Source organism: Sulfitobacter undariae, assembly GCF_014196805.1.
Classification (GTDB): Bacteria; Pseudomonadota; Alphaproteobacteria; order Rhodobacterales; family Rhodobacteraceae; genus Sulfitobacter; species Sulfitobacter undariae.
In genome coordinates this window covers 202,154-215,227 of record NZ_JACIEI010000001.1, presented here as the reverse complement: position 1 = coordinate 215,227, position 13,074 = coordinate 202,154, and the positions used below count along the sequence as shown (strand labels likewise).

At 55.1% G+C, this 13,074-nt stretch carries 13 protein-coding genes and 1 tRNA gene; 5 read left to right on the top strand and 9 right to left on the bottom strand.

Annotated features, from left to right (window positions below; translation table 11 throughout):
- Positions 1-2: 2 nt before the first annotated feature.
- The 3 genes from rpmE to GGR95_RS01040 all read left to right on the top strand — a co-directional run bounded on the left by rpmE (position 3) and on the right by GGR95_RS01040 (position 3,094).
- Complete coding sequence (rpmE, locus tag GGR95_RS01050) at positions 3-224, top strand: 50S ribosomal protein L31 (RefSeq protein WP_184561896.1); 222 nt, start codon at positions 3-5, stop codon at positions 222-224.
- A gap of 254 nt (positions 225-478) precedes the next feature.
- Positions 479-1,288 (top strand): division plane positioning ATPase MipZ, encoded by an 810-nt coding sequence (locus tag GGR95_RS01045; RefSeq protein WP_184561894.1) that lies wholly within the window; start codon positions 479-481, stop codon positions 1,286-1,288.
- Between the two features lie 132 nt (positions 1,289-1,420).
- Positions 1,421-3,094: an ABC transporter substrate-binding protein gene (locus tag GGR95_RS01040; protein WP_184561892.1), complete on the top strand. Its 1,674-nt coding sequence runs from the start codon at positions 1,421-1,423 to the stop codon at positions 3,092-3,094.
- Between the two features lie 75 nt (positions 3,095-3,169).
- Here the strand turns inward: GGR95_RS01040 and GGR95_RS01035 are convergent, their stop codons facing one another.
- From GGR95_RS01035 to clpS, 8 genes are all read right to left on the bottom strand, one after another.
- On the bottom strand, positions 3,170-4,486 hold the full coding sequence (locus GGR95_RS01035; RefSeq protein ID WP_184561890.1) for a TRAP transporter large permease: 1,317 nt from the start codon (positions 4,484-4,486) through the stop codon (positions 3,170-3,172).
- A gap of 3 nt (positions 4,487-4,489) precedes the next feature.
- Positions 4,490-5,071: a TRAP transporter small permease gene (locus GGR95_RS01030; protein WP_184561888.1), complete on the bottom strand. Its 582-nt coding sequence runs from the start codon at positions 5,069-5,071 to the stop codon at positions 4,490-4,492.
- Between the two features lie 69 nt (positions 5,072-5,140).
- The gene (locus tag GGR95_RS01025; protein WP_184561886.1) at positions 5,141-6,178 is read right to left on the bottom strand and encodes a TRAP transporter substrate-binding protein; all 1,038 of its coding nucleotides are present in this window, start codon (positions 6,176-6,178) and stop codon (positions 5,141-5,143) included.
- Between the two features lie 149 nt (positions 6,179-6,327).
- A tRNA-Met gene (locus GGR95_RS01020) sits at positions 6,328-6,404 on the bottom strand.
- A 62-nt stretch (positions 6,405-6,466) separates the two neighbouring features.
- Positions 6,467-7,357 carry an oxygen-dependent coproporphyrinogen oxidase gene (gene hemF, locus GGR95_RS01015; protein ID WP_184561884.1) on the bottom strand — a complete coding sequence of 297 codons (891 nt, stop codon included), beginning with the start codon at positions 7,355-7,357 and terminating at the stop codon, positions 6,467-6,469.
- A 74-nt stretch (positions 7,358-7,431) separates the two neighbouring features.
- Entirely contained in the window at positions 7,432-8,232 is an 801-nt protein-coding gene (locus GGR95_RS01010; protein ID WP_184561882.1) for an SDR family NAD(P)-dependent oxidoreductase, read from the bottom strand.
- Positions 8,233-8,251: 19 nt separating this feature from the next.
- Positions 8,252-9,244 carry a class I SAM-dependent methyltransferase gene (locus GGR95_RS01005; RefSeq protein ID WP_184561880.1) on the bottom strand — a complete coding sequence of 331 codons (993 nt, stop codon included), beginning with the start codon at positions 9,242-9,244 and terminating at the stop codon, positions 8,252-8,254.
- A gap of 3 nt (positions 9,245-9,247) precedes the next feature.
- Positions 9,248-9,586, bottom strand: coding sequence for an ATP-dependent Clp protease adapter ClpS (gene clpS, locus GGR95_RS01000; protein WP_184561878.1), 339 nt, complete (start codon positions 9,584-9,586; stop codon positions 9,248-9,250).
- Positions 9,587-9,784: 198 nt separating this feature from the next.
- Here clpS and GGR95_RS00995 point away from each other — a divergent pair, with 198 nt between their 5' ends.
- Together GGR95_RS00995 and GGR95_RS00990 are read left to right on the top strand one after the other, a co-directional pair.
- Positions 9,785-10,108, top strand: coding sequence for a hypothetical protein (locus GGR95_RS00995; protein WP_184561876.1), 324 nt, complete (start codon positions 9,785-9,787; stop codon positions 10,106-10,108).
- A 248-nt stretch (positions 10,109-10,356) separates the two neighbouring features.
- Positions 10,357-11,895 carry a D-alanyl-D-alanine carboxypeptidase family protein gene (locus tag GGR95_RS00990; protein WP_184561874.1) on the top strand — a complete coding sequence of 513 codons (1,539 nt, stop codon included), beginning with the start codon at positions 10,357-10,359 and terminating at the stop codon, positions 11,893-11,895.
- 2 nt (positions 11,896-11,897) lie between these two features.
- Here the strand turns inward: GGR95_RS00990 and GGR95_RS00985 are convergent, their stop codons facing one another.
- A complete protein-coding gene (locus GGR95_RS00985; RefSeq protein ID WP_184561872.1) occupies positions 11,898-12,773 on the bottom strand; it encodes a LysR substrate-binding domain-containing protein in 876 nt (291 codons plus the stop codon).
- Positions 12,774-13,074: the final 301 nt, after the last annotated feature.

Genomic DNA, 13,074 nt, shown 5'->3' with positions numbered 1-13,074 from the left:
AGATGAAAACCGATACACATCCCGAATACCACACGATCAACGTCAAAATGACCGACGGTACGATCCTGGAGATGAAATCCACATGGGGCAAAGAAGGCGACCAGCTGTCGCTTGATATCGACCCATCCGTGCACCCAGCATGGACAGGCGCCTCCGGTCGCCTGATGGACACTGGCGGTCGCGTGTCCAAGTTCAAAAACAAATACGCAGGCCTTGGCTTCTAAGCCGACCACGTATCACAAGACATCAGGCGCATCTTCGCAAGGAGGTGCGCCTTTTTCGTTGAAGCACCGTTTCCAATCGAAAAAGCGCCTGTGTTCTCGCCTGCGCCCCCGCCATGCTGGCGGCATATGTCACTTCACTGACTCAATGACAGCCAATCGCGTGTTCGGCGCTTTCCAATGGCTCTAACCCTACATATAGTGCCACAAACACAATCCTGCGGGCTTCGCAGGGACGGACAAAAAGGGCATCGGATATGGCGCATATTATCGTCGTCGGAAACGAAAAAGGTGGCGCAGGGAAATCAACTGTCTCTATGCATGTGGCGACAGCCTTGGCACGTATGGGGCACAAGGTTAGCGCCCTTGATCTGGATTTGCGTCAACGCACATTCGGGCGCTATTCAGACAACCGTCAATCGTTCCTGAAAGAGTCCGGCCTTGATCTGCCCAGCCCGCATTGTCATGAACTTCCCGAAGTTGATGCGTCGACACTTAAGCAAGGCGAAAATGTCTATGACCACCGGCTGTCCGCCGCAGTGGCGGATCTAGAGCCCAACAACGACTTCATCCTGATCGACTGCCCCGGTTCGCACACACGCCTGTCGCAGGTTGCACATTCACTGGCGGATACCCTCATCACGCCGCTCAACGACAGCTTCATCGACTTTGATCTATTGGCCCATATCGATCCTTCAGGCGATAAAATCACAGGCCCATCCGTTTACTCCGAGATGGTTTGGAACGCGCGACAACTGCGATCGCAAGCAGGCCTGCCGCCCATTGACTGGGTTGTTGTTCGGAACCGCATGGGCGCGCAACGTATGGTCAACAAAGACAAAATGGAGCGCGCGATCCTGAACCTGAGCAAACGCATTGGGTTCCGCATCGCGCCCGGCTTTAACGAGCGTGTGATCTTCCGTGAACTGTTCCCGCGGGGGCTGACCTTGTTGGATCTCAAAGACATTGGCGTAAAGCAGTTGAACATTTCCAATGTTGCTGCACGGCAAGAATTGCGCGATCTGATCAAAGCCCTGAAACTTCCGGGCGTTGACGCGGACTTTTAACACCTTTTGCACGAAAAAAGCGCCTGCCAACTCCGCACCCATGCGGGGTTGACGGGCGCAGCTGTTGCCCTGATCATTCGGCAACATTTGCATTAAAGATTGCGCACACACGGCACTTCGGAGAGGAAGATTATGACATTCTCAACACGTACCGGCGCGCCGTTTCCCCAATCCATTTTAGACAGTGCTGAACAAGCCAAAGTTGATCCGGTTAACCGCCGCGAATTCCTTGCCATGGCCTGCACCTTTGGTGCCACTGCCGCCACAGCCTATGGCATGATGGGCATGGCCGCGCCCATGCAAGCTGCCAGCCACGCTGACAAGAAAACCGGCGGCACAGTGCGCATACAGATGGAGGTACGCGCCCTCAAAGACCCACGTACCTACGATTGGTCACAAATCGCAAACGTATCGCGGGGATGGCTGGAGTATCTGGCGATCTGGGAAAATGATGGCACCTTCACCCCTGCCCTGCTGGAAAGCTGGGAGATCAACGAAAACGCCACCGAATACACATTGAACGTCCGCAAGGGCGTAACCTGGAGCAATGGCGATGCCTTCACCTCGCAAGATGTCGCACGCAATATCATCGGTTGGTGTGACACCTCTGTTGACGGCAACTCAATGGCAGGGCGCTTTGCCACTTTGGTGGACACCGAGACAGGCAAAGCCATAGACGGTGCGGTTGAGGCCACAGATGACCACACCGTCAAACTACACCTGCCCGCGCCCGACATTACATTGATCGCAGGCATGGCAGACTATCCCGCCGCCATTGTGCACAGCAGCTTTGATGCTGAAACGATGTTTGATGCGCCAATTGGCACGGGCCCTTACCTGCCTGAAGCGGTCGAAGTCGGCGTTAAAGCCGTGCTGGTCAAAAACGCCGATCACACGTGGTGGGGCACACAAGTATTCGGCGGCCCCTACATTGATCGGTTGGAATTCATCGACTACGGTACAGACCCTTCCACTTGGGTCAACGCCGCCCAAGAAGATGAAATAGATGCGTTCTACTCCATGGAAGGTCATTTCATCGAAATCCTGAACGGGCTTGAAGGCTGGGTTGGCCATGAGATCGCGACAGGTTCAACTGTTGTCATTCGCCCCAACCAACTGGCCGAAGTGGAGGGTAAACGCCCCTATTCAGACGCGCGCGTGCGCCGTGCGCTGGCCATGGCTGTGAACAATGAGATTGTGCTTGAGCTTGGCTATTCAGGGCGCGGTGTTATCGCCCAGAACCACCACATTGGCCCGATGCACCCCGAATATGCGCAGCTTCCCCCGATCAAACCCGATCCCGCAGGTGCCAAGGCACTTATGGAAGAAGCGGGTATGGCGGATTATGAGCATGAACTGTTTTCAATTGACGATGCGTGGCGCAAAGACACCACCGATGCCGTTGCTGCGCAGCTGAATGACGCAGGCATCAAAGTGAAGCGCACAGTCGTTTCCGCCCAAACCTTCCGCAGCGATTGGGCAAAGTTTCCCTTTTCCTCCACCAACTGGAATCCACGCCCACTTGGCATCCAGCTCTGGGCACTCACCTACCGCTCGGGGACAACGTGGAATGAAACGGGCTGGGCCAACCCCGAGTTTGACGCCATCGTCACAGAGGCTTTGGCCACCCCTGACGTAGACAAGCGGCGCGCGCTGATGGCGAAGGGGCAAAAGCTGATGCAGGATGAAGGCGTGATGATCCAGCCCTATTGGCGGTCCCTGTATAACCACACCAAAGCGGGTCTGGTCGGGGCAGAACATCACATTTCTTTTGAGTTCCACCCTGCACGTATGGCGTGGACCTAAATCACTTCAATCCAGCATGAAAAACGAAAAAGGCCGCGCATGACGCGGCCCTTTTTGTATCTAACAGGGCGTGTTTTAACGCAGCAGGAACAGCGTGATCGCAGGAAACGCCACCAGCAGCGCCACGCGCACGATGTCTGACGCCACAAAGAACATCACCGTTTTGTAGGTCTCTTTCATCGGCGTATCGCGGTCCATCGAGTTGATGATAAACAGGTTCATCCCCACAGGCGGCGTGATCAGCCCCACCTCAACCACAATCAGCACCAAGATGCCAAACCAGATCGCCACATGCTCCGCACTCATCCCGAAATCCATCGCCGAGATTACAGGAAAGAAGATCGGCACGGTCAACAGGATCATGGAAAGACTGTCCATCAGGCAACCAAAGATCAGGTAGAACACCAAGATGATAACCAGAACCAACCACGGGCTCAGCCCTTGGCCCACAACCCAATCCGCCATGAATTGCGGCACACCAGACAGCGCCAGAAACCCGTTATAGAACCCCGCGCCCAGCACGATGAAGAAAATCATTGCCGTGGTGCGTGCTGTGCCGATCAGGCTTTGCTTGAGCACGGACCAACCCAGAGAGCGCGAAACCAGCGCAACCAGCCCCGTTGCAGCCGCGCCAATCGCTGCTGCTTCGGTGGGGGTAAACCACCCTAAATAGATACCGCCGACCACCAGTACAAAAATCGCCATAACCGGCCATGTTTTCCCCAAGGCAGCAAAGCGTTCAGCCATGGGTACAGGCGCACGTGTTCCCGCCGCATCAGGGTAGAGGCGCACATAAATCGAGATGGTCAGCACATAGCCTAAGGCGGCCAGAATACCGGGAATGAAGGCCGCAAGGAACAGCTTGGCGATGTTTTGCTCTGTAAGGATGGCATAGATCACCAGAATCACGGAGGGCGGGATCAGAATACCCAACGTGCCGCCTGCCGCCAGTGTCGCGGTTGAGAAACCACCCGAATAGCCGTAACGCTTTAGCTCAGGCAGCGCGACTTTGGACATGGTCGCAGCGGTTGCCAGCGATGATCCACAGATCGCCCCAAAGCCCGCACAGGCCCCCACAGCCGCCATGGCTACGCCACCACGGCGATGGCCAAGAAAGCTCTCTGCCGCGCGGAAGAGGGCCTGTGACATGCCAGACAGGGTTGCGAATTGGCCCATCAGCAAAAACAACGGGATGATTGTCAGCGAATAGCTGGAAAAGGTTGTGTAGGTCTCTGACTTTAGCTTGGCCAACAGCGGCGTTGGGTTGCCGCCCATCGCAAGATACCAGCCGCCAAAACCGCATAGCAGCATCGCCAGCCCGATAGGCGCGCGCAGAAAAATCATCACCAACAGAACGGGAAAGGACCAAAAGCCCAGCTCAAGATTACTCATCGTTCAGTGTTCCCCATGCTCGGACGGTAGAATGACCACACCACGGGCGGCCTCAACGATCCGTGCGCCCGCACAATAGACCGCAACAATACAGGCGATCACACCCGCAGAAAAACTGGCGGCATAGGCCCACCAGACAGGGAATTGCAAAAACAGGGTTGTCTCGCCATTCCTCAGATATCGTTCCAACCCGCCATAGAGCCGCCAGATAACCAACAAGATCACAGCAGCCAGCACCACTTCCCAAAAGGCGATGATCCAATTGTTCAGGCGCTTTGGGAAGGCAGCAGTAAACACATCAACGGAGGCATGTGCGCCGTAGAACTGGCAAATCGGCAGAAAGGCGAAAATGGCAAAGGCCACGCCGGCTTCCAACAGCTCATAGTTACCGTTGATCTCTCCAACGCCCAGCCCCAACACGAACTGGGACAATCCCGTCAACTGCGCATCAAAGAAATCCGCATGAAAGAATTTATTGATAGAGCGACCAATAATCGAGAGGGTCGTCATGGTGATCAACGCCAGCAATACGGCCCCGCCAATCAGCGCCGTGGCACGGGCAAGCATTCGAATAAGTCGGTGCATGAGAGACCTTTGTAAAATAGAGACGCTGCACACCTGAAATCACTCTGGTGTGCAGCGGTTAACGGGGCCTTATTGGCCGTAGGCGTCCATCAAGGCGCGTGCTTCGTCGATCAGCGCCTGACCGTCGATGCCTTTGGTTTCCATGTCGGCAATCCAACCGTCATAAATTGGCTGGCTGGCATCTTTCCATGCCTGAACATCGTCGCCAGATACGGTGATAATGTTGTTGCCTGCATCCACCGCTGCTTGACGCGACGGGCCATCGGAATCGGCCTGTGTGCCCCCTGCAAGGATAGAGAACTCAAGACCGGAATTGTCGTCGATGATCTTTTGCAGTTCCGGATCAAGACTGTCGTAGCGATCTTTATTCATCGCAAGGACAAACCCCAGCGTATAGAGAGCAGCACCTTCAAATTCGGTGTGGTTTTTCACCAATTCAGGCACTTTCAGGGAGCCAGTCACTTCCCAAGGAATCGTTGTGCCGTCGATGACACCTTTGCTCAGCGCCTCTGGAATACCCGGAACAGGCAGGCCAACAGGCGTGGCACCTAGTTCTTTCAACAGCTCGTTCACCAAACGCGAACCGCCTCGGATTTTAAGCCCTTCCATATCGCCGGGCTTCGTCACCGGATCTTTGGAATGCAACATTCCGGGGCCATGGACCCATGTACCGAGAATTTTGACGTCCTTGAATTCGCCATCCTTCATGTATTTTTCAAACATCTGCCAATAGGCCGAAGACATCGCGCGCGCGTCTGTCATCATAAACGGCAGTTCCAGCACCTCAGTCGTCGGATAGCGACCGGGGGTATAGCCAACCACGGTCCAGACAATATCTGCGACACCATCAATGGCTTGGTCCATCAACTCTGGCGGGGACCCACCCAACTGCATGGAGCCATAGCGTTCAATCTTGATACGGCCATTGCTGGCTGCCTCAATGCGATCTGCCCATGGGTATAGAACCAATTTAGGCACATTGGCCTGATCCGGCAGGAACTGGTGCATGCGCAGCGTTACATCTTGCGCCAGCGCAGGCAGCGCGGTCATACAACCAAGAGCCGCCGCCCCGAACATACCGAGGACCGTTTTACGTGTAAAAGTCATATTTTTCTCCCTTTGGTCAGTGCCTTTTAACGGCACTTTGTCTCCCTGTTTCTGACGCTAGGAGATTCTCAAAGGGTTGTCACGTGACAATGCGATACACAGACACCAATATCTGTGCGTATTTGGTAACATATTATACAGGAGGTAAATGGTGGCGTTACCTGGATTTGAACCAGGGACCTAACGATTATGAGTCGTTCGCTCTAACCAACTGAGCTATAACGCCGTGGGCCGTGAACTATGATAGGGACCGCCCCACGTCAAGACAGAAACAGCACAGAATCTCTGCTAAATCCACTTGGCCATCGGTGGCAAGCTCATCAGTACCGCATTTGCATCATGTCCGGTCTCAAGACCGAACTTGGTGCCGCGATCATAAACCAGATTATATTCAGCATAGAGGCCACGATGGACCAGCTGCGCGTCTTTATCCGTCTCGGTCCAAACCTGATTGCGACGTTTCTCAACCAGCGGCTGATAGGCGGGTAAAAAGGCGCGGCCAATGTCTTGGGTCAGGGCAAAATCAACCTCCCAATCGCCTGTGTTACGATCATCCATAAAGATGCCGCCAACGCCCCGCGCGCGTTTGCGATGCGGAATATAAAAATACTCATCAGCCCATTGTTTAAGCTTGGGGTAAATCTCGGTTCCGTGGGGGTCTAGGTATTGCTGTTGGGTGGCGTGGAAATGCGAAGTGTCATCGGCGTATTCGATGCAAGGGTTCAAATCGGACCCGCCGCCAAACCACCATGCTCCGGGGGTCCAGAACATGCGCGTATTCATGTGAACCGCAGGCGCATGAGGGTTTTGCATATGCGCCACAAGACTGATGCCAGAAGCCCAGAAACGCGGATCATCCGCCATTCCGGGAACACCGCGTGCGGCCATCGCCTTTTGTGCGCGCTCACCCAGCGTTCCGTAAACCGTTGAGATGTTCACACCGACCTTCTCAAACACACGCCCCCCACGCATCACGCTCATCACGCCGCCGCCGGCGTCTGACCCATCGTCAGAGGTGCGGGTTGTGTTGCTAATGTCAAAGCGGCCAGCAGCCATATCGGACAAGGGCCCGTCAACGTGGCTATCCTCAAGTCCCTCAAACGCCGCGACAATGTCATCTCGCAAGCTGCGGAACCAACCTGAAGCGCGGTCTTTCTCGTCTTGGAAGGAAGCTGTCATGGCGGTGCTTTCTGTCAGAAAATTTCGACAGTGTTACAGCATAAATATACAGCCATGAACAGAGGGCAGCAGGATCAATGCGCAGGCGCACTCACGGCGTCCAGCAAGGACCGCCCACCATCTACAACCATAATTTCGCCTGTCATAAAGCTGGAACTTTCGGCCGCAAGAAATTGCACGGCTTCCACCAATTCGGTGGGTGCGGCGATACGACCCAGCGGCGTATGACTGCGAATATCATCGCGCCACTCCCGATTCTCGGCCACAGAAGATTTCAGCGAGGCCGACATGACAGAGCCGAAGGCCAGTGCATTCACACGAATACGGTGCGGCGCCAGGGTAAGGGCCATGGAGCGCGTCATCTGGTTCACCGCAGCGGCCGATATGGAATATGCCATCAGCTCAGGCTGCGTATGATTCGCAGCGGTTGAGCTAAAGTTGATGATTGAGCCAATAGGCCCCTCCGGCTGATCCTCAGCTTGCTTGATCATCCGTTTGGCCACCTGCTGGGACAGACGCATCGCCGTCATCAGGTTTTGATCCAACAGCGTTTCAACAGAATCGTCGTCCATATCCAGCACTTCAGTCTGCATGACCTGCCGCGACGCGTTCACCAAAACATCGACCTGATCAAATGCATCAATGGTCGCCGAAACCAAATTGGCAATCGTCAGGCGCTGGCGCAAATCCCCCGAAAACAAGCGGATATTTCCTTCATCCCGTGCTTCGCCCAGTTCTTCTTTCAGGCGCTTTTCATCGATATCTGCGCACATCACGTTTGCGCCCTTATCCGCAAAGCTACGCGCAATTGCGAGGCCGATGCCGCTTGCCGCACCTGTCACAATGATTGCCTTACCCGAAATAGAAAATGACATGGGATGTCCTTTCAGCCTGTTAGCGTTTTTTACGCAGGGGGCGACACGCGTGGAATATCTTGAAACGCCCATCGCCGCCGACTTCTTCGACCTGCACAAAGCGGGTTTTCAATTCAGCCTCATACGGCAAATGACGGTTGGCAACCATCCACAGATGCCCTTGGGACGACAGCAGACGCGCCGCAGAGGCAACAAACGCTTGCCCGATCTGTGGTTCGGCCGCACGGCCCACATGGAACGGCGGATTCATCACCACCGTATCCACTTTATGCGCCGGGTCCCAATCGGTGCCATCCGCCCAATGAAAATGCGCACGCGGATCAGTGACATTGCGCCGCGCACATTCCAAGGCCGTATGGCCCGCTTCTACCAGATGCACAGCTTCGACACCTTCGCGGCTCAGAACATGTGCCGATAGAAAGCCCCAGCCAGCGCCCAAATCACAGACGTGCTTGCCCAGTTTCTCTGGCAAGGCATCCGCCAGCAAGGCAGAGGCCAAATCGACACCATCAGCCGAGAAAACCCCCGGAGCGGTCCAGAAGCCTCCATCGGTCATTTCTGGCCCTGCGGCCCAATCGACAAAACAATCAGCCGCTGGGGCGTTGATCCAGAAAAGCTTGCCGTGCGCCTTGGTCACAGGGCCATGCACCGTCACGCGGGCACGCATCGCTTTCAGGATACCTTCGATGCCATCTGTCTTTTGACCATCAATAACCACGACACCATCACTCAGCGCACAGGCCTGCGCAATCAGCGCACGTGCCTCATGTTTGGCGCGGGGCAGGCAAACCACAGCCGCCGCACAGCGTGCGTCGCGGCCTACATCCACCTTAAACCCGCGTGCTTCCCATGCCGCATAGGCAGGATAGAAATCCAGTATGATTTCCGCACGGTCTTTGGGGATGCCATCCAAATCAACATCTGCAGCAGGTGCAAACACGGCAATCGTGCCTTCTTCAGGCCACTCAAGGCCGCCACCGTTCAGGGCAAGCGGCAGTCGCGAATCAATCATCGACTATTCTTCTTTTTCCATAGTGCATTGTAGTGGGTGTTGTTCGCGGCGCGCCAAATCCATGACTTGGGCCACTTTTGTCTCAGCGATCTCATGGGTGAACACGCCCACTACGGCCAGCCCTTTTTGATGAACAGTCAGCATAATCTCAAAAGACTGCGCATGACTGAGGCCGAAAAACCGTTCAAGAACATGCACAACGAACTCCATCGGGGTGAAGTCATCGTTGAGCAACATCACCTTATACAACGGCGGGCGCTTGGTCTTTGGCTTCACTTTGGTCAGCAAGTCGGTGTCATCACCGTCTTGCGGGTCTTCCATGGTTATCGGATCAAGGTGCATTTCTGCTCCTGCGGTAAATACGTGTTCATCGGGATGCTGTGCTGTCTATATAACGTCAAGCGCCCTTTAGAAAAGAGGCCCTACTAAGAAAAGAAACACAGTATTGATGTCCATCGCGTTAATCCGCCCCCCTTGCCATTGCCCTTAGCGGCATTTGACGCAAAGACTGTGCCACCCCACCACCTATCGGAGATCCCCATGCCCCAAGCCGACCTGAGCTATTCCGCCCACCTCGACATCGACGCCGCCGCAATATTAGCCACTGTCGAGCAGATCATTTCTGCCCATGACGACCGTGCGGGCGACTGCAAAGGGCGCGCTTTTCCGGTAGCCGACACACATCATACCCATGCACTCCTGCGCTTGCGTATGCTGCGCAAGCCGCACCGCAATGAGGCCTTTATGCAAACCCTGCTGGAAGCCCTGCAAACCGCTCTCAATCCGATGTTCCCTGCCCCCTGCATCATTGGTGTCGAACTGGGGTTTCTGGAGCCCTATTACGGGTCAGTCACCCACGTCTGATTAGCAGACTCGGATGCCGAATTGAATTGAGGCAGCACCCACCCGATTTACGCCACATTCTCGCCACAATCGCGAGTGTTGTGGTTAATGCCCTAACACACCCCAAATGTGCCATATGGCTTCGCGGAAAATCGCCTAACTTGTTTAAAAACATGGGTTATCAGAAGCAAAAATTAGTGCTAGGTTTAAGCTAATAAAAACGGCCACTCGAAAAATCGAGGGTCAGAGGCAGAGTTAGGCAGATTATCATGAAGGCGCGACGCTTGCAGTCGGTCCGTTTTGGGCTATTCATTTTTGCGGCCATTTGGATGTTCGTACTTGTGCCGATGAGCGCAAGAGCTGCCCCCTACGCAGCTTACGTCATCGATGCACGAACTGGCGAAGTCTTGCATGCCCGTAACGCTGACACGCGCCTGCACCCTGCTTCCCTGACAAAAATGATGACATTGTACATCGCGTTTCAAGCCATCGAGCGTGGTGAGATTTCTCTGGATACAAAAGTTACCATTTCCAGAAATGCCGCTGGTGAAGAACCCAGCAAGCTGGGCCTGCGCGAAGGTCAGAAAATCGCGCTGCGCTATTTGATCCGTGGCGCCGCCGTCAAATCGGCGAATGATGCTGCCACCGCCATCGGAGAAGCGATTGAAGGCTCAGAAGCCAAATTTGCGCGCCGCATGAACCGCACTGCAAAACAGCTAGGCATGACTCGTTCCACCTTTAAAAACGCCCATGGCCTGACAGAAAACGGCCATTTGTCTACCGCCCGTGACATGACAACAATGGGACGTCATCTGCTGTATGATTACCCCCAATACTACAATCTGTTTTCGCGACTGACCGCCGATGCAGGTGTGCGCAAAGTATCCCACACAAACCGGCGCTTTTTGACATCCTACAAAGGCGCTGACGGCATCAAAACCGGATATACCCGCGCTGCAGGCTTTAACCTGACGGCCTCGGCTGAGCGTGGCAATGAACGCGTTATCGTGACCGTATTTGGCGGCGCATCGACCACAGCACGCAACGCCAAAGTGGCAGAGTTGATGGATCTCGGTTTCCGCCGTTCACCGTCCTCCGCGCCAGTGAACAAGCCTAGCGTACCTGCCTATGTTGCTGACGCCGAAACAGATCAACCGGCGGCACCGGGCGCCAGAGGCAAGACAATCCGCCTCATTCTGGCTGTCAAAGATTCCAAGCGCCCCCAACTACGCCCTGTGGCCGAAGAAACCGTTGTTGTCGCAACCGCAGACCCGATCAGCGACGCACTCAGCTCGGCCATTGATGCTGCTGTCGCACAGGCGAACGCCGCACCAGCCCCTGCTACTGCCTCACCTGTAGAAGTTGCGCTGGCAGCAATAACACCACCAGACGTGGACAAGCAGCCTGTTGTGGCAGAAGAAGAAGTTATCCCAGCTGTGATGTATGCTGCAGCCGTAGAGTCTGCCCGCCCCTCCCTGCGGCCAAAAGGCTTGGTCGTGATTGGTGCGCAACCAGAACCCAGCAAAACCGCCGAACCGCAAGAGGTTGTCACCCGCCTCTCTACGTCTGGTGGCCAACAATGGGGTGTGAATGTCGGCCGCTATGGAAGCCGCTACGCAGCCGAAAAAGTTCTCATAAAAACAGCATTATCAGAGATCGCAACGCTTGACGGATCACTGCGCAAAGTCATCAAAAAACCGCAGGGATTTGACGCAAATTTCCTAGGGATGACACGAGAAACAGCCGATTTGGCCTGCCGTCGCCTACAAGCCCGTAATGTAAGCTGCTTTATGATCGGGCCAAGCTGAGCTTAGGCCAACGGCCCTTCCCGCTTCAGCCACGATACAAAAGCCTTGAGCGGTGGGCGCATCACGCCTGTCCGAGTCACTATATAATATCCTGTGCCGCGGCTTGGGTCTTCGTTGAGGACCTGCAATCGGCCTGCGTCGATATCGCCTTGAACAAACCTGCGCACCGCGACCGCAATTCCCAGACCATTACGCGCGGCATCCAACAACAGGTTGCCCGGCAAGTTCAACGTCGCCGTGCCGCTTTGCGCTAATGCACTGCGCTTACGCCAATTGGACGCCTCGCTTGATCCCATTTCTTCAATCCATGGCAGCTGAGACATCGCATTCGTGTCTCCGTAAGAAATTTCGCCCACCAGTACTGGCGCGCCGACCACCACCATAGGGCTTTCCCACAACAAAGTCGCATCGACGCCTTCCCAACTTCCTTTGCCATATCGGATGGCCACATCAATGCCACCCGTCTCAAGTGTGACGACCTTGACAGTCGGGTCGATCATCAAATCGATTTCAGGATAAGCGGCCCGAAATCCCGACAGTCGCGGCATCAACCACGACGCGGCGAAAGTCGGCGTCATCGACATGTGCAAAGGGCCCGCATTACGCGAGCCGGTTAATGCCCCTACCCCGTCGGATATCTGCGAAAACCCGCCCTTCAGCGCCTGCGCCAGCAAAGCCCCCTGCGCCGTCAGACGCAACGCACGCCCAGTGCGATCCAGCAAAGCCACATCCATATGGCTCTCCAACACCCGTAACTGTTGGCTAATGGCCGCGTGCGAGACACCCAAGGCATCCCCTGCATCAACCACATTGCCGTTCTCAGCAAAGGCTGAAAATGCCCGCAATGCAGAGAGTGGTGGAAGGCTCCGCCAATCCATATGTTACCTCAGGTTACACGTTCGAATAATGCATAACTCGCATCAATGCGCAAAACGGTCAAGATAAGAGGAGATACTCAGGAGACGACCCATGTTAACAATTTTTGCAGACAGCTTTGTAACCGCTAGTAGAGTAACCGTAAAGACAGGCCCGGTCTTACCCGACAGCGTGACGTCTAAGCGTCCTGGCCTGCTTAAACGCCTATTGCATCACCTAAAGGCAGGCAGAACGCTTAAGAAAACCGAACATGTCTAGCCTATTGATACCTGCGGCATGGCCATGAAAAAGGCAGCTCTGCAG